At 57.1% G+C, this 23,314-nt stretch carries 24 protein-coding genes; 6 read left to right on the top strand and 18 right to left on the bottom strand.

Going from position 1 to position 23,314, the window contains the following annotated elements:
* Positions 1–243: 243 nt before the first annotated feature.
* Entirely contained in the window at positions 244–1,479 is a 1,236-nt protein-coding gene (locus KP808_RS05755) for a DUF1835 domain-containing protein (protein WP_230017709.1), read from the top strand.
* Between the two features lie 104 nt (positions 1,480–1,583).
* Here KP808_RS05755 and sodC read toward each other — a convergent pair whose 3' ends face one another.
* The 3 genes from sodC to KP808_RS05740 form a co-directional block, all read right to left on the bottom strand.
* On the bottom strand, positions 1,584–2,102 hold the full coding sequence (gene sodC, locus KP808_RS05750; protein WP_230017707.1) for a superoxide dismutase family protein: 519 nt from the start codon (positions 2,100–2,102) through the stop codon (positions 1,584–1,586).
* Between the two features lie 224 nt (positions 2,103–2,326).
* The gene (locus KP808_RS05745) at positions 2,327–3,337 is read right to left on the bottom strand and encodes a zinc-dependent alcohol dehydrogenase family protein (RefSeq protein WP_058401709.1); all 1,011 of its coding nucleotides are present in this window, start codon (positions 3,335–3,337) and stop codon (positions 2,327–2,329) included.
* Between the two features lie 63 nt (positions 3,338–3,400).
* Positions 3,401–3,709 carry an ArsR/SmtB family transcription factor gene (locus KP808_RS05740; RefSeq protein WP_074594616.1) on the bottom strand — a complete coding sequence of 103 codons (309 nt, stop codon included), beginning with the start codon at positions 3,707–3,709 and terminating at the stop codon, positions 3,401–3,403.
* Between the two features lie 146 nt (positions 3,710–3,855).
* Here KP808_RS05740 and KP808_RS05735 point away from each other — a divergent pair, with 146 nt between their 5' ends.
* Together KP808_RS05735 and KP808_RS05730 are read left to right on the top strand one after the other, a co-directional pair.
* On the top strand, positions 3,856–4,644 hold the full coding sequence (locus KP808_RS05735; RefSeq protein ID WP_230017704.1) for a transporter substrate-binding domain-containing protein: 789 nt from the start codon (positions 3,856–3,858) through the stop codon (positions 4,642–4,644).
* Positions 4,645–4,761: 117 nt separating this feature from the next.
* Positions 4,762–5,754 (top strand): ATPase, encoded by a 993-nt coding sequence (locus KP808_RS05730; protein WP_230017697.1) that lies wholly within the window; start codon positions 4,762–4,764, stop codon positions 5,752–5,754.
* Positions 5,755–5,810: 56 nt separating this feature from the next.
* On the opposite strand, the gene KP808_RS05725 is transcribed toward KP808_RS05730, so the two are convergent.
* The 9 genes from KP808_RS05725 to KP808_RS05685 form a co-directional block, all read right to left on the bottom strand.
* Positions 5,811–6,830 carry a branched-chain amino acid aminotransferase gene (locus KP808_RS05725; protein WP_058408976.1) on the bottom strand — a complete coding sequence of 340 codons (1,020 nt, stop codon included), beginning with the start codon at positions 6,828–6,830 and terminating at the stop codon, positions 5,811–5,813.
* Positions 6,831–7,002: 172 nt separating this feature from the next.
* Complete coding sequence (locus KP808_RS05720) at positions 7,003–7,887, bottom strand: glycosyltransferase family 2 protein (protein ID WP_230017695.1); 885 nt, start codon at positions 7,885–7,887, stop codon at positions 7,003–7,005.
* 255 nt (positions 7,888–8,142) lie between these two features.
* A complete protein-coding gene (gene cyoE, locus KP808_RS05715) occupies positions 8,143–9,030 on the bottom strand; it encodes a heme o synthase (protein WP_002552346.1) in 888 nt (295 codons plus the stop codon).
* A gap of 10 nt (positions 9,031–9,040) precedes the next feature.
* A complete protein-coding gene (cyoD, locus tag KP808_RS05710; RefSeq protein WP_024643949.1) occupies positions 9,041–9,373 on the bottom strand; it encodes a cytochrome o ubiquinol oxidase subunit IV in 333 nt (110 codons plus the stop codon).
* On the bottom strand, positions 9,373–10,005 hold the full coding sequence (locus KP808_RS05705) for a cytochrome o ubiquinol oxidase subunit III (protein WP_002552344.1): 633 nt from the start codon (positions 10,003–10,005) through the stop codon (positions 9,373–9,375). The genes cyoD and KP808_RS05705 overlap by 1 nt, the downstream gene beginning before the upstream one ends.
* Positions 10,006–10,008: 3 nt before the next feature.
* On the bottom strand, positions 10,009–12,021 hold the full coding sequence (gene cyoB, locus KP808_RS05700; protein ID WP_058401704.1) for a cytochrome o ubiquinol oxidase subunit I: 2,013 nt from the start codon (positions 12,019–12,021) through the stop codon (positions 10,009–10,011).
* A gap of 3 nt (positions 12,022–12,024) precedes the next feature.
* Entirely contained in the window at positions 12,025–12,966 is a 942-nt protein-coding gene (gene cyoA, locus KP808_RS05695; protein WP_003433560.1) for a ubiquinol oxidase subunit II, read from the bottom strand.
* A 10-nt stretch (positions 12,967–12,976) separates the two neighbouring features.
* Positions 12,977–13,177 carry a hypothetical protein gene (locus tag KP808_RS05690; protein ID WP_003314077.1) on the bottom strand — a complete coding sequence of 67 codons (201 nt, stop codon included), beginning with the start codon at positions 13,175–13,177 and terminating at the stop codon, positions 12,977–12,979.
* Positions 13,178–13,429: 252 nt separating this feature from the next.
* Entirely contained in the window at positions 13,430–13,939 is a 510-nt protein-coding gene (locus tag KP808_RS05685) for a disulfide bond formation protein B (protein ID WP_058401703.1), read from the bottom strand.
* A 612-nt stretch (positions 13,940–14,551) separates the two neighbouring features.
* On the opposite strand from KP808_RS05685, the gene KP808_RS05680 reads away from it, so the two are divergent.
* The 3 genes from KP808_RS05680 to KP808_RS05670 all read left to right on the top strand — a co-directional run bounded on the left by KP808_RS05680 (position 14,552) and on the right by KP808_RS05670 (position 16,847).
* Positions 14,552–15,448, top strand: a complete 897-nt coding sequence (locus KP808_RS05680) for a chemotaxis protein (protein WP_058401701.1) — start codon at positions 14,552–14,554, stop codon at positions 15,446–15,448.
* A 65-nt stretch (positions 15,449–15,513) separates the two neighbouring features.
* A complete protein-coding gene (locus KP808_RS05675) occupies positions 15,514–15,975 on the top strand; it encodes a GNAT family N-acetyltransferase (RefSeq protein WP_058401700.1) in 462 nt (153 codons plus the stop codon).
* A 116-nt stretch (positions 15,976–16,091) separates the two neighbouring features.
* Positions 16,092–16,847 (top strand): YkgJ family cysteine cluster protein, encoded by a 756-nt coding sequence (locus KP808_RS05670; protein WP_230017693.1) that lies wholly within the window; start codon positions 16,092–16,094, stop codon positions 16,845–16,847.
* An 18-nt stretch (positions 16,848–16,865) separates the two neighbouring features.
* Here KP808_RS05670 and KP808_RS05665 read toward each other — a convergent pair whose 3' ends face one another.
* The 6 genes from KP808_RS05665 to KP808_RS05640 form a co-directional block, all read right to left on the bottom strand.
* Complete coding sequence (locus KP808_RS05665; protein WP_002552338.1) at positions 16,866–17,090, bottom strand: hypothetical protein; 225 nt, start codon at positions 17,088–17,090, stop codon at positions 16,866–16,868.
* 93 nt (positions 17,091–17,183) lie between these two features.
* Positions 17,184–18,182, bottom strand: coding sequence for a fimbrial protein (locus KP808_RS05660; protein ID WP_058408980.1), 999 nt, complete (start codon positions 18,180–18,182; stop codon positions 17,184–17,186).
* A 1-nt stretch (position 18,183) separates the two neighbouring features.
* The gene (locus KP808_RS05655) at positions 18,184–18,969 is read right to left on the bottom strand and encodes a fimbrial biogenesis chaperone (RefSeq protein ID WP_122259271.1); all 786 of its coding nucleotides are present in this window, start codon (positions 18,967–18,969) and stop codon (positions 18,184–18,186) included.
* The gene (locus KP808_RS05650; RefSeq protein ID WP_456107277.1) at positions 18,966–21,509 is read right to left on the bottom strand and encodes a fimbria/pilus outer membrane usher protein; all 2,544 of its coding nucleotides are present in this window, start codon (positions 21,507–21,509) and stop codon (positions 18,966–18,968) included. The genes KP808_RS05655 and KP808_RS05650 overlap by 4 nt, the downstream gene beginning before the upstream one ends.
* Before the next feature lie 130 nt (positions 21,510–21,639).
* Complete coding sequence (locus KP808_RS05645) at positions 21,640–22,401, bottom strand: fimbrial biogenesis chaperone (protein WP_058408988.1); 762 nt, start codon at positions 22,399–22,401, stop codon at positions 21,640–21,642.
* A 62-nt stretch (positions 22,402–22,463) separates the two neighbouring features.
* Positions 22,464–23,048 carry a fimbrial protein gene (locus KP808_RS05640; RefSeq protein WP_058401696.1) on the bottom strand — a complete coding sequence of 195 codons (585 nt, stop codon included), beginning with the start codon at positions 23,046–23,048 and terminating at the stop codon, positions 22,464–22,466.
* Positions 23,049–23,314 lie beyond the last annotated feature (266 nt).

Here is a 23,314-nt window from a genome sequence, read left to right as displayed (position 1 = left end):
CGAGAATCCCCGCTTTGAAATGAGGCAATGCCTTAAAGGGCTCGAATGATCAATGTGCCTTGAAACACACGTGATCAGTACGACCTGACGGAGTTGCAATCCCCCATCCGATTACCTATATTCCGGCGTGGCGCCATCTACGCCACCTACCGCGGAAAGGGCTGCGCCCAGGATTCTGATTCGATATTCCGTCACTACGACTCCCGACCTTCAAGCGGACAAGGTTTTTTGCAAGGAGATCGTATGCCCGGCAATAATAAGCCCTCGTCCCATCACGGCCGTATCAACCTCGAACAGCAGCGCAAGCGTGCCAAAGAGCTTCTGCTGCGAATGAAAGACGGCACTGCATCTGATCAGCTCATCCTGCTCGACAAGACGACGCCGACCTTATCGGATGCCCAATGGCTGATCGCGAGGCAATTGGGCTTCAGCAGCTGGCCCAGGCTAAAGGCGCATGTCGATGCAGTCGACTTCGCAGCACGGAATCCGGACTTCGAAGCAAGCGACGAAGCGCGAACCGTGCATTGGCGATGCGGCAGCGACATTGCCCACACTCTCAAACTCGCGGGCTTCAAAGGCTCTTTCAAGATGCTGACAGACCCTTTGTGCATGGGTCCGGTTCAGGCTGTGCCTGAAAAGGCATATCAGGCAGCGCGCAGCCACTACATCAGCCAGGCATTCGGGCTGAGCCTTACCGATGTCGCACGCCGGTTTGATGATGAATACACCGATCTGCAGCAGATGAGCAGTGCCGATCACAGCGTGCTGTGGTGCGAGGCAGATGCCTACGACCAGCTCTTCCTGATCAGGACGCTGGCAGCCCTTGAGCAATTGCCTGCCAGGCTTGAAATTATCCAGGTGAGCCAGATTCCCGGCGTCCAGCGCTTCATCGGCATTGGCCAACTGGCGCCCGACCTGCTTGCCTGGCTGTGGCCGCAGCGCAAGGCGGTGACTGAGGAAATGCTGCATCTGGCCCGCCAGGCATGGGCGGCTTACTGCAACGCCTCGCCGGTTGCCCTTGCCGAACTGGCCCACACCCCGCAACCATCATTGCCCTGCCTTGCCCCGGCCCTGTTACGTCAGCTACAGGAATTACCAGGCGTCGATGACGGCCTGTCACTCACCGAGCGCCTGTCGTTGCAGTGCATCAGCGAAGCCGGGGCAATGACCTTCGGCCAAGTGTTTGCTGAGCTGACGGACAAGCGCGAGCCTTTACCGTTTCTGGGCGACATGATGTTTCACGCGATGATGCGTCCCTTGATTGATTCTCCGACTGCGCTAATGATCGAATCAGACAGCCGACTTGAATGGCTTCGCCGCTCGCTAAAGCTAACGCCGTTGGGACAGCAAGTATTGGCCGCAAAGGCCTATTGGCCAGACTACTGCCATCAAGCGCGCTGGGTTGGCGGCGTCTGCATTCAGCCCGGGCAGCCTCACTGGATGATAGATAAGCACTTGCGCCCCCTATGGCGCGCCTGACTCTCAGGAACGCACTGACGGCCATTTGTAACATTGGTGATGCTGATCGGGCGCGAAAATATTCAGGGGGTGCCTGCACCCGAACCGGACACAGGCACGACGCATCAGATCACGCCACAGGCCGCACGATCACCGCCACCGCCCAAGGGTGCAGGGTGGTCAGAATGGTTATCGCCGCCCGCATGAACCATCAGCGCATGGCCTTTGATTTCCGAGATTTTCGTCAGCCGTGGCGCCAGTACCGGATAGTTGGCGGTGCCGTCGGCGTTAACGTACAACGCAGGCAGATCGCCTAGATGGCCATCAGCGTAAGGCCCCAGATGCTTGCCGGTTTTGGCCGGGTCAAAGTGACCGCCTGCGGCCAGCGCGGCGACCTTCTTGCCGTCCTTCGTACCAGCTTCGCAGCTGCCGTTTTCATGTACGTGAAAACCGTGAATGCCCGCAGGCAGGTCTTTCAGATTCGGGGTAAACAGCAAGCCATACTGTGTTTCGCTCACCGTCACGTTGCCAACAGGCTTGGGCGCGCCGTCAGCGCTGACCAGATTGATGGGAACGTCCAGCGATGCAGCCTGGACACTGAGGGAGAAAACGCCAAGCAGGCCTAGCCAAAGATGAGGTTTCATGATTTCAATGCGTCCCTGATCTGGTAATCGGATTGAACGTCGCGGCGGGCAGCGTGCCACGCAACGTCCTTGATGTCACAGAGGGTGTGACCACAGACCAGCGCACTTGATGCAAAAAGATGACCGGGGAAAGTTATGCAAAACGTCTCGACTGGCCTGCCATCACGAACGTTGGCAGACCAGCGATTTTGACTTGCGCTCAGCTATCGGCGCAGGGGCATCACTCAGATATCCAGGCAGATCTTGCCGAAGTGCTGATTGGTTTCCTGATAACGGAACGCCTCGACAATGTCGGTCATCGGGAAGGAGCGATCCATGACCGGACGCATGCCATTGGCATCAATGGCGCGAATCATGTCCTGCTGCTGGGTGCGGCTGCCCACCAATACACCCTGCATGCGCAGTTGCTTGACCAGTGCCGGGACGAATTCCAGCTGACCGGCGACACCGCTCAGAATGCCGATGACCGAGATATGCCCAGCGACCCGTGCGGCTGTCATGGAGTGCTGCAATGTCGAAGGGCCGCCCACGTCGATGATGTGATCAACACCACGGCCGCCAGTCAGCTTGCGGGCGGTCTCGCCCCAGTTGCTGTCCTTGCGGTAGTTGATCAGATGGTCAGCGCCCATGGCTTGCAGACGCTCCAGCTTTTCATCACTCGACGACGTCGCGATAACGGTCGCACCGACCATTTTGGCGAACTGCAGCGCAAAGATCGACACGCCGCCAGTGCCTTGCACCAGAACGGTATCACCGGCTTTCAACGCGTCATCGACCATCAGCGCGCGCCACGCGGTCAGGCCTGCGGTGGTCAGCGTGGACGCTTCGGCATGGGTATAACCCAGTGGTGCGTGGGTAAATGAGGTGGCACGGGCAGTCACCTGCTCGCGGGCATAACCGTCGACGCCGTCGCCCGGCACAGTGACGAAACCTTCAACCAGCGGCTCGCCGCTGATCCACTCAGGGAAGAACGTGCTGACAACAGAGTCGCCGACAGCGAACTCGCTGACGCCCTCGCCTACTGCGGTTACTACGCCTGCGCCATCGGCCATGGGAATGCGTTTTTCAGTCGGTGCCCACATGCCGGTGACGACTGCGAAGTCGTGATAGTTGAGCGAATTTGCGTGCAGACGCACAGTGATCTCACCGGCTTTCGGTGCCAGCACTTCGCTTTCGCCAACGCTGACCTGATCGTAGCCGCCGCCAGCCTGCACGTAGATGGTTGTATTGCTCATGGTCAATCTCCTATCAATTCAACATTACGCAAAATGACGAAATGTGTAAGTAACGCTAAAGGGTCATAGTTCTTTCTTGAGCCTATCGGCGAACCGGTCGATGGCTTGCTCGTCGCGGCGAAAATAAGTCCATTTTCCGATCCTTGTCGCCTGAACCAGCCCGGCGCGTTGCAGGATCGCCAGGTGCGCAGACGCGGTGGAAGCCGACAGACTGGCCTTGGCCTGAATATGCGAGACGCACACGCCTATCGCCGGATCACCGTGGTCCTGTGGGGGGAAATGGGCTTGCGGGTTTTTCAGCCACTCCATGATCAACATGCGAGTGTCATTGCCGACCGCTTTGATTTGCTCAAGAATCATGGGGCATAACATTACGCTTTTTTACGAAATGTTCAACCCCTGATTTGTGCACGCACATTTGACTTCATGCTTTCATTACAGCTTCACATCGGCCTGACAAATGAAGCAATCTGTCGACTCCAACAAAACCGACTGCACGGCTGAGAGCACTCAGACTCATGATGAACCTTAAATACAGCGCATTCACCGCCCTGCTGCTGGGCATGACAGGCATGGCTCAGGCTCAGGAATCCACCTCGCATCTGGACAAGGTTCTGCAAACCGGCCAGTTGGCAGTCTGCACCACTGGCGATTACAAGCCCTATACCCTGCTGCGCGAAGACGGTGAATACGAAGGCATCGATATCACCATGGCACGCTCGCTGGCAAAGAGTCTGGGAGTTAACGTGCAGTGGGTGCCTACCACCTGGAAGAACCTGATGCCGGACATGGTCGCCGGCAAATGCGACATAGGCATGGGCGGCATCTCGGTCAGCCTGGAACGGCAGAAAAAAGCCTTCTTCAGCAATACGCTGGATGTGGATGGCAAGATTCCTCTGGTGCGCTGTGAAGACAAGGCCCTGTACCAGACGGTCGAGCAGATCAATCAACCCTCGGTGCGCTTGATAGAACCTGCTGGCGGCACCAATGAAGTCTTCGCGCGCGCTCATCTGCCGAAGGCATCTTTGGCATTTCACGACAACAAGACCATCTTCCAGGAACTGCTGGACAAGAAGGCTGACGTGATGATCACGGATGCCTCCGAAGCGCTTTACCAGCAGAAACGTATGCCAGGCTTGTGTGCAGTCAACCCGACCGCGTACATGCAATACGGCGAAAAGGCCTACCTGTTGCCCCGCGATGATGTGACCTGGAAAAGCTACGTTGACCAATGGCTGCACCTGAGCAAGGCCACTGGCGAGTATCAGCAGGCACTCGGGGAATGGCTGGCAGTGCCCTCGGAGTAAGTCTCAGGAGGATTCGACGGGAATCGTATTCAACTTCCTGCGCAGCGATAGTTGCAAGGCGTGTCCGGGTGAAATAGCGTGTTGCAACAACTCTATACAGGAAGGCAGTCAACGAGCATGAAGCCCGGCAAACCTATCACACGCGCATTCTGTGTCGAGTTGCAGCAAGAGCTGTCAATCGCTGCTGCCCGACGCGAATACTTCTCTCAGGAGCCGCCACGCAAACGCTTCGAGTTTCTCTGCTCGAATGAGGCTTGCAGGGCAATGGGGGCAAAGGTGACCGGGGTTCGCTATGACGTGAAACCACAGGACAACCCGACCTTCGTTGCTGCGCACTTCCGTGCCAACCCGCACTACGATCACCATCCGGAGTGTGAGTGGGTGGATGAGAGCGCAGACGAAAAGCCGGACGTTCATGTCGAAGAAACAGATGCTCAGACGCGTCTGCGCCAGGCCAAGCGCAAGCTGGATGACTACATCGACATATTCGACCCGACGCTCAAAGCACCCGCCAAAGAGAAGTCCGGGGAAGAAAAAGCCGGTGCAGGCAATCTGCAGCCCGTCGTCAGCCAGCCTTTGACCGAACCGGCGTCACCCAAGGCCGCCCGCTACAGCGAAACCCGCACCAACAACCTGGAGCGACTGGTAGACAGCTATCGACAGGCCAAGGCCGAGTTGTCACTGGACGATTTCAAGCTGTTGAAACTGAGAATTCCCGGTCAGGGCGAAGTGTCGCTACGCGGGTATTTTCGCCATATCAAATACGCGCAAACGGGTGACAACGGCCGTGTGCTATTTGGTGGCGGGTTGATTGAGCAACGTTACGGACTGGGCTTCAAGTTCAGGTTTTTTGACCGTATCGACGGCAAACTGGTGACGCTTTACGTATCGCCCGCGCAAATGCAGGCCTACCGTTCAAGCCGCTATATCAGTGAGTTATTAAGCCACGCGGATGACGTGAAGTTCTTCACGGTATATGCACTGGGAACGGTCACGCAAAGTCCATCGGGCAAGCGTTATGGCCTGGAAGTCGATGACTTGCGGCATCTGGCGATTGTGCTGGGCCCAGCGAAAGACCTGGTAGAGGAAGGGAAAGCCGCTGCACCTTGAACATGCGGCCAGCGATCGTTCCAGCGCATGGCACTGGAACGATACAGGTCGAGCTATCAGACCTTGACGATCCAGCCGGCTGGCGCCTCGATGTCACCGGATTGAACGCCGGTCAATTCCTTGTACAGACGCTGAGTGACCGGACCGACTTCGGTCTGGCTGTAGAACACATGCAGCTTGTCCTTGTAGGAAATCCCGCCAATCGGGGTGATCACAGCAGCCGTACCGCAAGCGCCCGCTTCCTTGAAGGTATCGAGCTGGTCGATGAATACATCGCCCTCCTCGACCGTCAGGCCCAGACGGGATTTTGCCAGTTCGATCAACGACAGGCGGGTAATGCCCGGCAGCACCGACGGTGATTTCGGCGTAAGGAACACATCATCATTGGTGATGGCAAAGAAGTTCGCCGAACCCACTTCCTCGATCCTGGAGTGAGTCTGTGGATCGAGATAGATGCAATCGGCAAAACTGTGTTTCTTGGCTTCAGAACCGGGCATCAGGCTGGCGGCATAGTTGCCACCAACCTTGGCAGCCCCGGTGCCATTGGGCGCAGCGCGGTCATACCCCGAAATCACGAAATTGTTTGGCTTCAGGCCGCCCTTGAAATAGGCGCCCACCGGGATGCAGAAGATCGAAAAGATGAACTCCGGGGCCGTACGCACGCCGATGTTGTCACCCACACCAATCACGAACGGGCGCAGATACAACGCGCCGCCTGAACCGTATGGCGGGATGAAACGTTCGTTGGCCTTGACGACCTGCTTGCAGGCCTCGATGAACACATCAGTCGGTACATGAGGCATCAACAGGCGAGAACAACTGCGCTGCATGCGCTGCGCGTTCTGATCGGGACGGAAAAGATTGATCGAGCCATCCTTGCAGCGATAGGCCTTGAGACCTTCGAAGCACTGCTGACCGTAATGCAGCGCGGTCGAACCCTCGCTGATATGCAGCGTGTTGTCCTCGGTCAGTGAGCCCTGATCCCAGGCACCGTCGCGCCAATGAGAAAGGTAGCGCTTGTCAGTCTTGATGTAATCAAAACCCAGAGTGTCCCAGTTGATGCTTTCTTGACTCATAACGCCCTCTATCATTTTAGCGACTGCCTGGTCGAGTCAGGCCAATGCCTTATTCTGCCAGATCATTCGGGCCATGAGGCTCGAAATAAATGCAAACCGACATGGCATTTCTGACCCAGGCCCAAACATGGGCGCTCTGTATGCTCAGTGAGTTGACCAACGACGATGATGCTTACCGATAGCTCAGCAGCAAACGCTTGCAGCGTCGCCAGGTCGTTCCATTGAAATATTTCCAGGGGATGGTACGCAAAAGACTCCAGGCGTATCGCTTATCCGCGACCGCGGCGTATTTCAATGCCTTGTTGACAACTTGAGTGCGGCCACTCTGATATTCGGGATGCTCACGGTAGGGCTCGATACTTTTGAGATCAGCCTCAAGCAGCACCTTGTACTTGCGTGAAAGGTTGTTGGGGTGACGTCGATAGCGTGTCACGATTTCGGGAATCACATGCATTTCATAGCCCAGGCGGGCAATTCTCAGCGTGGCCTGGAAATCCTGAACCTTTATCTCCGGGTCGTAGCCGTTCGCGTCGCGCATGGCCTGCATCCGATACAGCGCCACCGGTGCCCCGACAACGACCGCACCGCGCAACACGTCGTCGAATGTCAGCCGTTCGACATAGTCGCGCGATTGGCATTTGATCGTGTTGCCGTCGCAGTCCATGTAGCTGATCAGTGCGCCTACGCAGCCTGCCTCGGGATGCTTGTCCAGATAATCGGCACGAATGCGCACCGATGAAGGAAGCATGATGTCATCGAGGTCGGGTGTGGAAAGATAGACGCCCTTTGCGTAGCGCAGACCATGATTGAGCGCAGCGCTGACGCCCTGATTGGCTTGGCGATAGAGCTGGAACGGGTAACGCGCCTGCAATGACTCAAGCATCGCGATGCTGTTGTCGGTCGAACCATCGTCAACGATGATGACTTCAAAATTACCGTAGTCCTGAGCAAAGATGCTCTGAAGGGCAGCTTCAAGGAAGCGCTCGGCGTTATAGCAAGGGGCGACGATCGAAACCAGGGGTTGAGGCGTGAGGCTCTGACTTTCTGAGGGCATCATGGGGTAATAGCCATAATCATTATCGGCCCTGACGGGCTCGGAAACCGGATATCTATAACAGGTCGCTTGAAAACGGCACATCATGCGGCAAGCGATCCTGATTTTCTACAGCAGGTCACAAACGCCGTGTAAACAGGCGTATCCAGCCGCCAGGAATCTGCTGCCGTTTGCTGTCATTCATCAAGTGTAGATCGCATCCGAAAAAAAACCCCGTTCTTCGCAGAACGGGGTTTCGGTTTGTGCATCAGGTGAAAATCAGAAGGCGTAGGTCACCAACAATTCTTTTGTCACCTGAAAGTCCACCGACATCATCACGCTCAAGGCAGTGATGGTGAAGATAGAAAACACGAACAGCTTGCGAGCCCAGACAGTATCGTCAACGGCTTTGTAACCCTTCCAGGCCATATACAACCAGTACATGCCCATGCCTGCTGCAACAGCCAGGTAGTTGAGGCCCGCATAACCACCTACGGTCAACATCAGGGTCGCCACGAGGAACGCCAGGATGTAGAGCATGATGTGGCGCTTGGTGACCAGAATGCCGCGCTTGACCGGCAGTACCGGAATTTTCGCCGCACGATAGTCATTGAAACGGAAGATGGCGATCGCATACGAATGCGGCATCTGCCACAGGCTGAACATCACCAGTAGCGTCAGGGCCGCAAAGTCGAAGCTGTTGGTCACTGCGCAGTAGCCGATCACTGGAGGCATGGCCCCCGAGAGACTGCCCACCAGCGTGCCGTGAACCGATCTGCGTTTCAGGTACAGGCTGTAAAGGCCGACATAGATCACAAACCCGATGACCGCAAACAAGGCAGCCAACGGGTTGGCCTCGGTGTACAGCAGGGCAACGCCCGCAACGCCGAGTATGGTTGCGTAGAGCAGCGCCAGTTTCAATGAAACCAGGCCCTGCACCAGGACCCGGTTACGGGTCCTTTCCATACGCTGATCGATATCGCGATCGATGCAGTTATTGAACACGCAACCAGACGCAACGACCAGGGAAGTACCGATTACAGCAGCGAGGAACACGCCGAAGTCGATATTTCCCTTGGAAGCCAGAAAAAAGCCACCTGCCACCGAAAGCACGTTACCGAAAATGATCCCCGGCTTGGTGATTTGGATAAAGTGCTTCAGTGACATCTGGTATTCCTCAATGCGCCATCATTTCGCGGTGGACGCTGAAAATGATCCACAGCGACAGGCCAACCAGCAGGACGATAACCATCGTGGTAAAGGCGAAGGCCATCACGTTGTTGCGCTGCACGCTCGTGAAATCCAGGTGCAGGAAGTAATGCAGGTGCACCAGGATCTGGATGATCGCGAAGACCAGAACGATTGCAATCGTCATGTCCTTCGGCAGCGACGGCGACATCACCAGGGCAAACGGAATGGCGGTCAGGATGACCGACAGTACGAAACCGATGATGTACGACTTCACCGAGCCGTGACTATTGTCTTCAGCGGAGTGATGCGAATTTGACATTACAAAGCTCCCATCAGATAGACAACGGTGAACACGCCGATCCAGACAACGTCCAGGAAGTGCCAGAACAGGCTGAGGCAGCTCAGGCGCGTCTTGTTGGTGTTGGTCAGGCCCTTTTTCTGGACCTGGAACATCATGATCGCCATCCAGATCAGACCGCTGGTCACGTGAGCACCGTGCAGGCCTACCAGCGCGAAGAACGCTGACAGGAAGCCGCTGCGGCTCGGACCGTAGCCTTCGTGGATCAGGTGATGGAATTCATAGATTTCCATACCGATAAACGCAGCACCACACAGGAAGGTCAGGGCCAGCCAGCCAAGAACCTGGCTTTTCTTGCCCTTGTACAACGCCAGCATGGCGAAGCCGTAGGTGATACTACTGACCAGCAGGAACGCGGTTTCCACAGCCACGAATGGCAGCAGGAAGATGTCCTGGCCCGACGGGCCACCCGCGACACTGTTGACCATCACGGCGTAGACCGCGAAGAACGAGGCGAACAACACGCAGTCAGTCATCAGGTACAGCCAGAAGCCGTAGACCGTCATGCCACCGCTGTCGTGGTGATCGTCATGCCCATGATCATGGTCGTGACCGTGATCGTGGGCTCCGGAGTTGATTGCAATATTTGACATTGTTTAAACCTGTTCCAGCGAGGACTTGACAGGAGTGTATGCACCGTTGGCCGCCAGGACCTTGTGATGCTCACCTTCAATACGCGCTACATCTTCAGCCGGCACCATATAGCCCTGGTCGTCACGGACAGCGTGAGCAACGAAGACTGCAATGGTCGCCACCAGGCTTGCGCCTACCAGCCACCAGATGTGCCAGATGAATGCGAAGCCGAAGACCGTCAGCAACATACCCATGTACAGGCCGGTCGCCGTGTTGTTAGGCATGTGAATCGCCGAGTAGCGAGCAGGGACCTTATAAGCGGTACCGGCACGTTTGGCGTCGGTGAACGCGTCGATGTCGTCAGCTTTTGGCAGTTCGGCAAAGTTGTAGAACGGCGGTGGCGAAGAAGTGGACCATTCCAGGGTATGGCCATTCCATGGGTCACCGGTCAGATCGCGGTTGTTGTCGCGGTCACGGATACTCACGAACAGCTGGATCAGCTGCGAAGCGATACCCATCGCGATCAGCACAGCACCGAACAGCGCGACGTCCAGGTAGATGTTCCACTCTGGCATGTCGGTAGCGTTCAGACGACGGGTCATGCCCAGGAAGCCCAGCGCGTAAAGCGGCATGAACGCGACGAAGAAGCCGACGATCCAGAACCAGAACGCTGCCTTGCCCCACTTCTCGTTCAGGGTGAAGCCGAACGCTTTAGGGAACCAGAACGCGAAGCCGGCGATGTAACCGAATACCGCACCGCCGATGATGACGTTGTGGAAGTGAGCGATCACGAACAGGCTGTTGTGCAGCACGAAGTCAGCACCAGGGATCGCCAGCAGAACGCCGGTCATGCCGCCTATCGAGAAGGTGACCATGAAACCCAGGGTCCAGAGTACCGGCGGAGTGAAGCGCAGACGGCCCTGATACATGGTGAACAGCCAGTTGAACAGCTTCACACCCGTCGGGATCGCGATAAGCATCGTCGCCAGGCCGAAGAAGGCGTTGACGTTGGCACCCGCACCCATCGTGAAGAAGTGGTGCAGCCAGACCATGAAGCCCAGGATACAGATCGCACCAGAGGCGAAGATCATCGACTTGTGGCCGAACAGACGCTTGCCGGAGAACGTGGAGATGACTTCCGAGAACACGCCGAAGGCCGGCAGGATCAGGATGTACACCTCAGGGTGACCCCACGCCCAGAACAGGTTCACGTACATCATGGGGTTACCGCCCATTTCGTTCGTGAAAATGTGGAAGTCCAGGTAGCGGTCAAGGGTCAGGAACGCCAGGGTAGCGGTCAGGATCGGGAAAGAAGCCACGATCAGGATGTTTGCCCAGGTGCAGGTCCAGGTGAAGATCGGCATGTCCATCAGTTTCATGCCAGGGGTACGCATCTTCAGAACGGTCACGAGGAAGTTGACCCCCGTCAGCGTCGTACCTAACCCGGATAACTGTAGCGCCCAGATGTAGTAGTCAACCCCTACGCCAGGACTGTATTGCAACCCGGAAAGAGGTGGATACGCGACCCAGCCGGTCTTGGCGAATTCACCGACACCCAGGGAGATGTTGATCAGCAGCATACCTGCGACCAGCAGCCAGAAGCTCAGGGAGTTCAGGAACGGGAACGCCACGTCGCGAGCGCCGATCTGCAGAGGCAGAACGATGTTCATCAGACCCGTGAAGAACGGCATCGCCATGAAGATGATCATGATCACACCGTGAGCGGTGAAGATCTGGTCATAGTGTTCAGGCGGAAGGAACCCTTCGGAACCGTTCTGGGCCATCGCCAGTTGGGTACGCATCATGATGGCGTCGGCAAAACCGCGCAGCAGCATGACCATGGCAACGACGATGTACATCACGCCGATTTTCTTGTGGTCGACAGAGGTCAGCCATTCAGACCACAAGTACGTCCACTTGCGGAAATAGGTGATCAACCCGACAACCGCAATGCCGCCGAGCGCGATCATGGCAAGTGTCACCATGACTATGGGCTCGTGGAACGGCACCGCTTCCAGACTTAATTTGCCAAACATCGTTTACTCCTCTGCCCCAGCAGCTGAATTTTTGCCTTTTTCCGCACCAGCGTCACCGGCCACTTCCTTCTCACCAGCAACAACCTTCTTGCCTGGATTCATACCTTCATACTTGTCGATGACGATCTGGAACAGGTTCGGGGTGACCGAGGAAAAGAGTTCGACAGGGTTGCGTTCGCTCGGCTTGATCAACTCGGCGTATTCGGCCGTGCCAAGCTTTTTAGGTGAGCTCTTGACTTCGCTGACCCAGCTGTCGAAATCGGCCTGGCTGGTGGCGATAGCCTTGAACTTCATACCGGTAAAGCCTGCGCCACTGTAGTTGGCCGAGATACCGTTGAATTCGTGATTTTCGTTGGCAATCAGGTGCAGCTTGGTGTGCATGCCCGCCATCGCGTAGATCTGACCACCCAGACCCGGGATGAAGAACGAGTTCATCACGCTGTCCGAGGTCACCTGGAAGTTGATCGGAGTCTTGGCAGGGAACACGATCTTGTTGACCGTGGCGATGCCGTAGTCCGGATAGACGAATACCCACTTCCAGTCGACCGAGATCGCCTGGATGGTGACCGGCTTGACGTCCGAATCAAGCGGACGGTAAGGGTCCAGCGAGTGAGTCGAAACGTAAGTGATGTACCCCAGAAAGACCAGCAGCAGCATGGGTACGCCCCAGACTGCGATTTCGATCTTGGTGGAGTGAGACCAGTCCGGCGTGTACTTGGCGGCCTTGTTCGACGCGCGATACTTCCAGGCGAAGATCAGGGTCATCAGGATGACCGGGATCACGACAATCAGCATCAGCAACGTTGCGATTACGATCAGGTTCCGCTGCTCGATACCCACCTGCCCTTTTGGATCGAGCAGAGGTACGCCATCGCATCCACTGAGCAAAAGCATACAGAAAAGGGCCAAGAAGCCAAAAAACCTGGGGTACCTTTTTTTACTCATTTCACGACCTCTAAAAGCAGCTTGCGCGGTGCAGTTGGGTTTCGACCGCCAACACTTCGCCCTGCCAGTGCCGGCTAATTTTTTTGAATTGAACAAGGGCCGCCAGTACGCACAGCGGCGTATCGACAAGTCCGGGTTTAGCTATGGATTCTTGTTTTTTGAGTTGCTGGAACTGCCCAAAACTTCGGGCAGACGCTTTCGACGCGGCCATTATACGCCCTCAGAGGCAAGCGTTGCGCTGCCTGTTCAGAGTGCACAGGGGACGCTCCAAGCCTCAAAATGCTGATCGTTCGGCCAAGCTGAACGACAAGTGACGGGGATTGTAGATACGTAAATTTTTAATGACTATGCCTAATTTTGTAACAGTTATTCTCTATATTCGTAACAATCGTCCTGCAATCGCCTCATTTCACTCGAAAAAAGCCCCGTATTCACGGGGCATTTTTTGCGAAAGCCCCTGTAGTTAGTAAGGTTTGCGGCGATTGCGAATGATGCACGCCGGTACCAGAACTGCGGTCAGGACAAACGCCGTCAGCGCCCATTGCGCGAGTGACAATCCGAGAACCGGCGGATATGGCGTCGTGCAGAAGCCGCTGACCTGAAACCCTGTAGGGAACAGTGTAGCCAATGGCAGGCCATCAACGATCGGTTGCAGCACGTCGATACCGCAGCTGTCGGACGGATGGGCGAGGATCCATACATGCCGACCGGCCGCGGCAATTCCGCCCAGTGCGCTGAGGGTGACCAGCGTTTCACACACCGTAACGCCGCGACGTCCGGACATTGCAGCGCCGATGAATGCAAAAATCGCGATGAACAGCAGTGCGTAGCGCTGCAGGATGCACAGCGGGCAAGGCGCCTCACCCAGCACGATCTGCATGTACAGGGCACCGCCGATCAAGGCCAGGCAGATAATCCCCAGCAAAACCAGAAAGCGCTTTTCGCGTCTCAGGTACAACGTGTTGTCGCTCATTCACATACCTTACTGAACTGATGAGGTGGTTGGTCAACGCCCTGCTACGTATGGGCGAAGCCTGAAACAGGAGTGTACGGCCCGGTCGCACCGAAGCGTGCGCGATGATCATCTGTCTGATTCGGCAACTCAAGCGCTCGCCAGCCATACGGACGCATTTGCCCGCCGGATGGTCTGCGTGTCAGCAGATCCACGACCAACAGGACGTTTTTGCGGGAGCCGGATGCAATGCCCTTCTATATATAGAAGGGTGCGTCAGTTTGTCGCAGCTCTTCTTCTATATATAGCTGCGGTATTTTGTCGCAGGGTGCCTTTCTGGCAAAGCACTACTGCGTGCGAACCCGCGACGCAGGTTGTCGGAATGCAGGGAGCGACAATCTGCCGCCCTCCTCCGGTTTGACGCAACCGAAGCCAGACTGCCACTATCGGGACGTGGGCAGTCAGTTTGTCGGGCCGGCCGCGGTCTGGTGCAGCGACTTCCAATGGCAAGCGAACGGCGCGCTCGGCTGTCGGTTAAAAATCCTCAAGCCTGCCCGTCGCAGGTCGATAACCTGTCATAGAAAGTTGTTTGCCGCTTCCAGGCGACGAAACACCTACAGCCAGAAGGTTCATATGTCCAATAACGTCCGAGCAGATTCACTGTCGCTGCTCCTCTTCACGTTGCGCAGCGGCAAGCTGATGGCGATCAACCTGCTCAAGGTCAGTGAGATCATTCCCTGCCCTCCCCTGACCCATCTTCCCGAATCGCACCCGCACGTCAAAGGTATCGCCACGTTGCGCGGCTCATCACTGTCGGTCATTGACCTGAGTCGTGCAATCGGTGAGCGCCCTTTGGCCGATCCCGATGGTGGCTGCCTGATCGTTACCGATGTCAGCCGCTCCAAACAGGGCCTGCACGTTCAGGCTGTGAGCAAGATTGTGCACTGCCTGACCACCGATATCCGTCCGCCACCCTACGGGTCGAGCAGCAAATCGTTCATCACCGGGGTCACTCAGGTCGATGGCGTGCTGGTACAGGTTCTGGATATCGAAAAAGTGATTCACGGTATTGCTCCGGCGCAGATCGTCGTGCAGTCGACGGAGCTGGCCAAAGAGGATGCCGAAATGCTCGGCAAGGCGCGGATTCTGGTCGTCGATGACAGCCAGGTTGCCCTGCAGCAGTCGATCATCACCTTGCGCAATCTGGGCATCGAATGCCACACGGCGCGCAGTGCCAAGGAAGCCATCGACGTTCTGCTGGATCTTCAAGGTACTGATCGGCAGATCAACGTGGTGGTGTCCGACATCGAGATGTCGGAAATGGATGGCTACGCGCTTACCCGGACTCTGCGCGACACGCCCGACTTCAGCGATCTGTATATCCTCTTGCACACCTCGCTCGACAGCGCGATGAACAGCGAGAAGTCGCAGATCGCCGGGGCCAACGCTGTGCTGACCAAGTTCTCGTCACCCGAGTTGACCAAATGCCTGATCGAGGCCGCACGTACGGTGGTCGCCCAAGGGCTCTGATCCCTGAGCGAGCACCGACGCAACGTCCGAACCTTACCGACGCATCTGCCGGACATTACTGGCTGATGCGTCGGACTCTCGCCTTACCCGTACCCGCTGCGATCTGGCCGCCGCGTGTCCTGCTGCGACCTTTCACCCTTGAGCAAGCTCCAGAGGTTCACCGCCTGCTGACACAGGGTCATGCCAGCGCGGCAGGCAGTGTGCCGGATTATCCGCACTGGCGAGCCGCCTTCGAACAAGACCCGGAATTCGACACGTCGCGGTGCTTTCTGGCCGTGCTCGACGAAACAGTGGTGGGCGTGATCGTCTGCTGGACCAGCGCATTCATCAAAGACCTGGTCGTGCATCCCGAAGTGCGACGTAGCGGGATAGGCTCCGCTCTGCTCAACCACCTGTTCGCCCATTTGAGTACATGCGGCGAAGCAGCGGTCGATCTTCACGTCATGGAAAACAACCTCAAGGCACGGCGTCTGTACGAGAAATCAGGGATGTCCTACCTGAAACGTTTCGATATTCCCGAAGCCTGACGGGACCGTTGACCCAACCAGCGACTGGCGCACAACTTGCTTCCTGAGCTGTATCAGCCAGGAGAGTGACCAATTGTTGTCGCTCGGCGCGCAGCTCTGAAAGGGTCATCGAGACAATGGACACCAAGTTTTCCTGTGTGGGTTGCGGCGGTTGCTGCACCGACCACCACGTGCCTCTTACGCTTGGCGAAGCCGCACAATGGGCGGCAGACGGCGGCACCGTGATTGTCTTGACCGAAGCTTTTCTGAGCAATGGCTATGGCGTTTCCGAGGCCCAACTGCCCCATGCCAGCCGGCGCTCGACGCAGGTGAACAGCGGCAGCACAACAGCCTTCGTGGCGATCACCTTCGCGGCCTACAACGTTGGGCGTTGCCGGAATCTTGACGAGAAAAACCTGTGTCGCATTTACGAGCGCAGGCCGCTGGTGTGCCGGATCTATCCGATGGAGATCAATCCGCACATTCCATTACGCCCCGAAACCAAGGGCTGCCCGCCAGAGTCCTGGGAGCAGGGTCCAGACCTGATCATTGGCGACAGGCTGGTTGATACGCAGTTGATGGACTTGATCGAACAATCCCGTCAGGCCGATCGGGATGAGATAGAGACCAAACAGTTGATCTGTCAGCAACTGGGCATACGCACCACCGCCCTCAAGGGCAACGGCTTCGTCGCGTATCTGCCGGACATGAACGCATTTGCGACCGCCATCGCGGAGGTCGCAAACCGTGCGCAGGATATGCAACCCAATGGCTCGCACTGGGAATTTCATGTGGCGGGACAGCAGGTTCTGGACACCCTGCAACAGGAGGGTGCCGACGTTACGGATCGGGAGCCGGTTTCCTACCTGTTCATACCCTTGCAGGCAGCCTGAACAGGATTACTCACGCGATCAGCGCTTGCCCATCGATCTGCGCGTGCCCGCCGGGGCTACGCCAGGGGTCTTGTGATGACCATGCTTGTTGGCTTTCTGATGCCATGCGGGTTCCTTTTTGGCCTGGGCGAACTCCGAAGGCTTGAACGGAAAGCTGAAAGGCGCAATGACAGCCTTCTTTTCAGTGTCTGCGACGGAGTCGGCTGCGGCGTCTTGAACAGGGGGTTGTTCAGGAGTGGTCATGGTGTCACCAGAAAGTCGAATTGGCCGGGCACATGCCCGCGGTCGCGCAGCATACATCAATCGCCGCGTAACCGCCCGAGCCTCCTGTCGCCGTCATTTGTAGAACAGATCGACCATGATCTCGGCATTGAACGGTCCCGGCGTCGGTGTATTGGAATTCCACAGCAACTGCGCATTGAAGTCAGCACTGGCAGCGTTGGTTTCACCCAGCAGTTCTGCCAGATGGAACGGTTCGTTGTAACGTAACGGCTGGCCACTGACAGCGCTGGCAATACGAATCCCCAGCGAATCATTGCCGGAGGGAACGAGCAGTTCGCCGGACAGATTGCCTGTCACCGGCCTGAAACGCGCATCAATGCTGAACGGCGAATCGCACGCACGACTGGTCAGCAAAGAAAATGTCTGCGTGGCGATTACCTTGCCAATGGTCACCTGATGTATGGCAACGTCGCCGAACTCCACGGTTTCGGGGAGCACTTGAAGGTCGGCGTCGCAGGCCACGAACCGCAGCCCCCGCAGGTTGTTGATCACGTAACTGAGGCTGCGCCCCGGCACCCGGCTTGAGTCCGTCGCACCACCCAGTTGAAAAAACCGGTAATCCAGCAGATCACTGGCCACGCCAGAGGGTGGTGTTGCGCCGAACTTCTGGATAAATACGGAAAACGCCAGATTGAAGCGCACCTTTGGACAATTTTCGATATTGCTGTCGCCTTCATGGCAGGCCGGCAAGTAGCTCCCGGTACTGACCCGTCCGCTGCCTTGCAGATGATCGGTGCCCTGAAGCGTCATGCCAGCGCGGATACCCTGACCGATCAAACGATTGTCCGGGTTCAGGTAGATGAAAATCTCTTCCTCGACAGACTGCGAGCCGTCCTTGGCACATTCGACCTGAACATTCACAGGCTCGGAACGCCACACCACTTCCCCGTTGGGAATCGACTCCGGAATCGCCACCGTACTGCCCAGATCATCGTGAATTTCGGTTTCGCCCGTCCCCTGAGTGGTACAGACCAACGCGAAGACGGAAGCCGGATTCAGCATCAGCAACACCACAGTGGATAGCAGCCAGCGTCTGGCAGACAGTCGTTTCATATCAGCATTCGTCCTGAAAGGAATGGGGCTCCAGCAAGCGGGCCGTAAAGGCCGCCTGCCCCTTGAGCGGTGTGCAATAAGTACGCTGACCGCCATAATCGGTCAGCGCCTTGTATGAAAAACGATGGGTTGCGGAGGGCAGAACGCTCGCTGGTACAACCATTTCAAAATGGGCGCCCGGTGCCAGCAGCAGGTACTCGCTGAGTTGAACAGCGTCAATGCGCAACGCTTGCAGAGACACGTGATAAGGCATTGGGTTACTGACCGTCAGCAAGGAAACGCCTGCCTCGTCATGAGTCAGTGTCCACAGCAACTTTGCGCCCGTGTCAGCAGGATCCCCCTCTAGACCAACGGGCCGGTAAAACACATTGATGCGCTGACGCACGGCGACATTCAACTGACGAGTGCCTGCCTGCCGTCGAGGCACCTCAAGCACATACAAATGCAGCAGCGACTCGCGCCCCTGCGGCATGCCTGTGCCCTGATACAACACGCGCAGGACCTGCCTGCCGCCGCCCGGCAGACGTGAAAGCGGCGGCGTGACCACGAACGGCAGCGTTCTACGCCGAACTAGCGGAGTGTCGTCGTCATCCTGGGCATCACTTAGCCAGGCCTGAAAAAGCGCCTCCGAATCACCTCGATTGCGCACCTCGATACTGGCTTCGTGATACTGGCCATCAAAGACCAGCCGTGTTCCGCTCAGCGAAATCGCCCCTTGTGCGCCAACGCTGCCCGCCAGCAGCAGCGCAGCCAACACTGCCGGGCATGAATCAGCAAGCGCGCTCATTGGCATGTCACCCTGATCCGCTCGTAGGCACGGGCCGGATCTCTGGGCGGCAGCGAGAATGCTGCCTGACAACTTTGATCAGACCAGCGAACCCGCAAGCTGCCGACATCCTGCTCACTGAGCACCAGCGCCTGACTGCCAGGGTCGACCACCGCCAGCGCCCTGCCCTGTTCATCCTCGACACTGGCACCCAGCGGTACCTTGCTGCCGTCGGCGCGCACCAGTTCAAACTGGACGCGGCGGCCCACAATGGCTTTGAAGCGCACCACCGGTATCGCTCCGCGGCGCGGTACGAGCTGGGTGATGGCATTTTCCAGGTCGACATCAGCGCCCAACTGGCGGGTATCCAGGCTGACCCAGTTGGTCCGGTAGGCCTGCGCATAGGGCAGAACCGCATAGCCGTTGTCTGCAGTTTCGACGTTACTGAAGGACTTCAACCGAGCCCCGCTGACGTCCGGAACCTGAACAAGGGCGAAGGTTTCGCCCAGCGCCTGCCCCAGGTTCAAACCACCGGGGTGAGCCACCAGCGAACCCGCCGCAGACAGGCTGAATGCATCGTAGTCCTGGCCCTGGCTATAACCGGCCTCGAAGCGGCCGAAACCGGTAGTGGTCATGATCTTCCCGGCACCGAAACTGCCGGAACTGCTGTCATGCCCGGCCTGTACCGAATAAAACGTATCACGGTCGCCGAGCACTTGACCGTTGAGCCCGGCCTGAGCGTTATACTCGCCGGTGCTGTCGCGCACGGCATTGAAAGACAGTCGCGACGAACCAGGGCTCGATCCGAGTGGCAGGGTCACGCTCAAGGCAACACGATTGTCGGTGCTCGCTTCACCGTTTCGCCCGAAGTCCTCGTTGCGTTCAATGGACAGGCTGTAATTGACGGTCTGCCAGGCAGCGTTATAGGACAGATAAAGTTGCCGGGTTTTGCCGGGCAGATTCCAGTAGCGCTGCTCGGAAGCGGTCAGACTCAGCGATGCGGCGTGGCTCGACACTATCTGGGTAACACTGAGCTCAAGCCGATCCCGAGCCAGGCCAGTGGACAGCGTATGTCTCTGCGGGTCGGTATCGCTGACGTGCTGGCTCAGGGTCCGGTACGCTTCAGTGGAGTAGCGGTAACCTGCCACGGCCAGCGTGGTGTCGGTAACGTCCAGCGTGTTGGCATAACGCACCCGCAGGCTTTGGCCGCTGCGCGACTGTTGAGCCACCTGACTGACTGACCGGGTGATATCCAGCGACACTGCGCCCAGCCCGGTATTGATCCCGGCACCTATATTCGCGGCCTGGTAATCTTCGGCCAGTTGCAGACCACCGAACCCGGTAATCCGCTCGGAAAGCCCATAAATCAGGGCCGTGCTGGCAAAATCGGGAGAGGCCTGAACATCATCGTTGCCATCGACCTGCCCGACGGCCAGGCTGTAACGCAAGGATCCCGAAGGAACCATGATCGGCAGCGATGCGTAGGCCTGGGTAAAAGTCCGTATGCGCCCGTCGGCCTCAATGACCGACACCGACAAATCACCATTGGAACCGCTGGGGTAGATATCGGCAATTTCGAAAGGCCCGGGTGAAACGCTGCCGCTGTACAACAGAAAACCGTTCTGACGAACTTCCACCGTGGCGTTGGTCTCGGCAATCCCGCGGATGACCGGGGCATAAGCGCGCTCGCTGTCGGACAACATGCCATCGTCAGAAGCCAGTGCAGCGCCCTTGAAGCGAACACTGTCGAAAACCTGCGAGTCGCTGAAGGTCTCCCCCACCGTGAACTGGCTTTTCAGGAAAGTGATGTCACGCTGCGCGAAAGTACGATTGCTGCGATAACGCCCGGGCCGATCACTGCCGCCGACCAGCGAGGACTCATTGCGCAATCGCCAGGCCCCGAGGTTCAGGCCATTTCGCATCCCGAGATAATACTGGTCCGTTTCCAGCCCCTTGTTACGGCGCCTGCTGCCATTGGCGTTGTAATTGATAAAACCTGCCGTCTCACCCTGGTCCCAAAGCTCCGGTGAAACATAACCGCGCGCGCCCCGCGACATAACGGCTTGCGGCACACTGATAGCGAGTCGCAACGCACCGGGCTGATAGTCGACACGCGCAAACTCGACACGCGCAGGCAAATCGAAACAGCCCTGAGCAGCGCCTTCATCTGAAGGCAGGCGACTCAGGTCCAGACCGAAGCTCTGCAGCATTTCAAGCGACAGACAGGGTTCAATCAGGCCTGACACTCTATTTTTTGAAAAGGTGATATCTCGCCTGCCGCTCAGTTTGCGATTGACGTAAATATCAACCCGATAAGTGCCGGGCAGTACGCTGTTGGTACGCAGAAACTCCTGGAGGTCAGGCGGCTGATCGCTTCCCTGGATAAACGCCGTATTGAATTTGACTGTCCCGTCAGCCCGAGTACCGCCAGGCGAGGCTGCGAACGCGCTGAGCGAAAACATTAACGTCAACCCCAGGCCGATACCCAGCGGACAGTGTCGTGGGTGAGGCAGAGCGAACTGTGCAATGACTCCCTTGTGATCTTTTTTGCGCCATTCCATAGCGGTCTTCACTCTACTTCGGCTGTCGCGCGCGCCGCGCAATCCTTTACACAGACGCAGGTCTGCCGGGCCGGTTTGTCACGCAGGCCCAACGGTTTGAACAGTGAACGCTGACGTGTGAGGCGGCAGGTTATCGAGGCAAGGCCTTGCGGGCATGACCCGGTTCTTTATCGGCCAGTGTCACTTGATAAGGCACTTGCCCGCCGTAGTCATTGATACTGACGAAACTCACCAGCAACGGCGCACTTCCCGGTGTGTGCAGCAACGGGATACGCAAGCGCTGATGGGGGGCAAGCATCTGACTGTCGAGACGGGCAAGCTCACTATCGTGTTGGCGTATGGAAATCCTCAGCATGGACACGTGATAGGGCCCCGGATTTTCCACCTGCACACCCGCGTTATCGATTGATTGCCAGTTCAGTTGTTCAGGTGCCTGCTGCGGATCGCCCTGCAAACCGTCCGGCCGGAAGAACACTTTTATGCGCTGACGTATCGCAATCTGTAGCGTGTTCTCTGCGGCGGTCTGGGGGATTTCCTGCACATTGAGCCATAACACCGATTCACGATCAGTGGGCATGTCTGCACCGGAATGAATGATGCGCAACAGTTGCTTGCCACCTCCGGCCATGCGCGTCAGCGCAGGCGTAACGATAAAAGGCAAATAGGCTGGGGTGTCGTTGTTGTCAGTCTTGTTGGTCGCCACTGTCGGAGATTCAAGCCAGGACTGCAGGAGAATCTCTCCCCCGCCACTGTTGTGAACACCCAGGCTGACCTCTTTTTCATTACCCTGATAAATAACGCGCGTCGTATTCAATACGATGCCCGCCTGAACAGAGGACGCACAGCACACTGTCGCAACCAGCATCGTGTAGCGAAAAAAATCAGGAAACATACTGGCGTTCGCCTTGAATTCGATAAGGGACAAGGCGAGCGTGCCCGCCCTGTCCGACACGGTTACTCGTAATCCATCACGAACGGCAGGAAGCCGTCGGCATTACCCGGATTGGTCGGCGTGCCGTTGAGCACATAGACCGCGCCAAAATTGATTTCAGCAGTCGCACCGCTGGCACCATCCTTGATGAGCGTGGTGTCGACGGTTTCAGCACCGCTCAGATCCATCAGAACGCTTGAGGCATTGAGCAGGCCGATACCGACGCCATCTGCCGCGCCGGTAGTGCGCAGAAGTTTGGCATCGTTATTGTCCAGACCGCTGCCGTTACGGGCAGTAAGGCGCATCTTGACCATGCTGTATTGATCTGCGCCCGCGCTACAGTTGACCAGCAGTTGAATAGGCGTAGCCGTTTCGAATCGACTTTCACTCGATACACCAATATCAGAGAAGGAGACGTTACCCAGGTCGACATTGATTTCGCCAGGGTTGGTGCCCGCACTGACGCCCGTGCCCGGTCCCACATCGCAGGAGATATTGGTCAGGGTGCCGTTGAAGACCATTTTTCCGTTGTTCGCCGCACTGGCGGTACCCGCCATACCAACGCCCATTACGCCCAGAACTGCCAATGTAAGAGAGAGCTTTTTCATGCTAACGACCTTCCTTGTGTTATGTCGTGTGTGCCCGCTATCGGACGGTGAGCACTATAGATCCGGGTCTATTTCGATGCTGTCAGCTGGATAACTTTTAACCCGCAGACAACACAACACGACACGCAGGACAGGTCTGTAGGAATAACCAGGCGTCTTGCGCAAGTAGGCTAATTAAGGCTGTTACACAGAGGGGCGCCGATGTTTTAAACCGCGGCGATTTCAGTTTTGAAAGGGCTGACTGGATACTGGACCGTCACTTAAAC

The sequence above is a fragment of the Pseudomonas savastanoi genome (genome assembly GCF_020917325.1).
In the GTDB taxonomy this organism is placed as follows: Bacteria; Pseudomonadota; Gammaproteobacteria; order Pseudomonadales; family Pseudomonadaceae; genus Aquipseudomonas; species Aquipseudomonas amygdali.
Note: the sequence above shows the minus strand (reverse complement) of the source record. Positions and strands in the feature narration are given on the sequence as shown.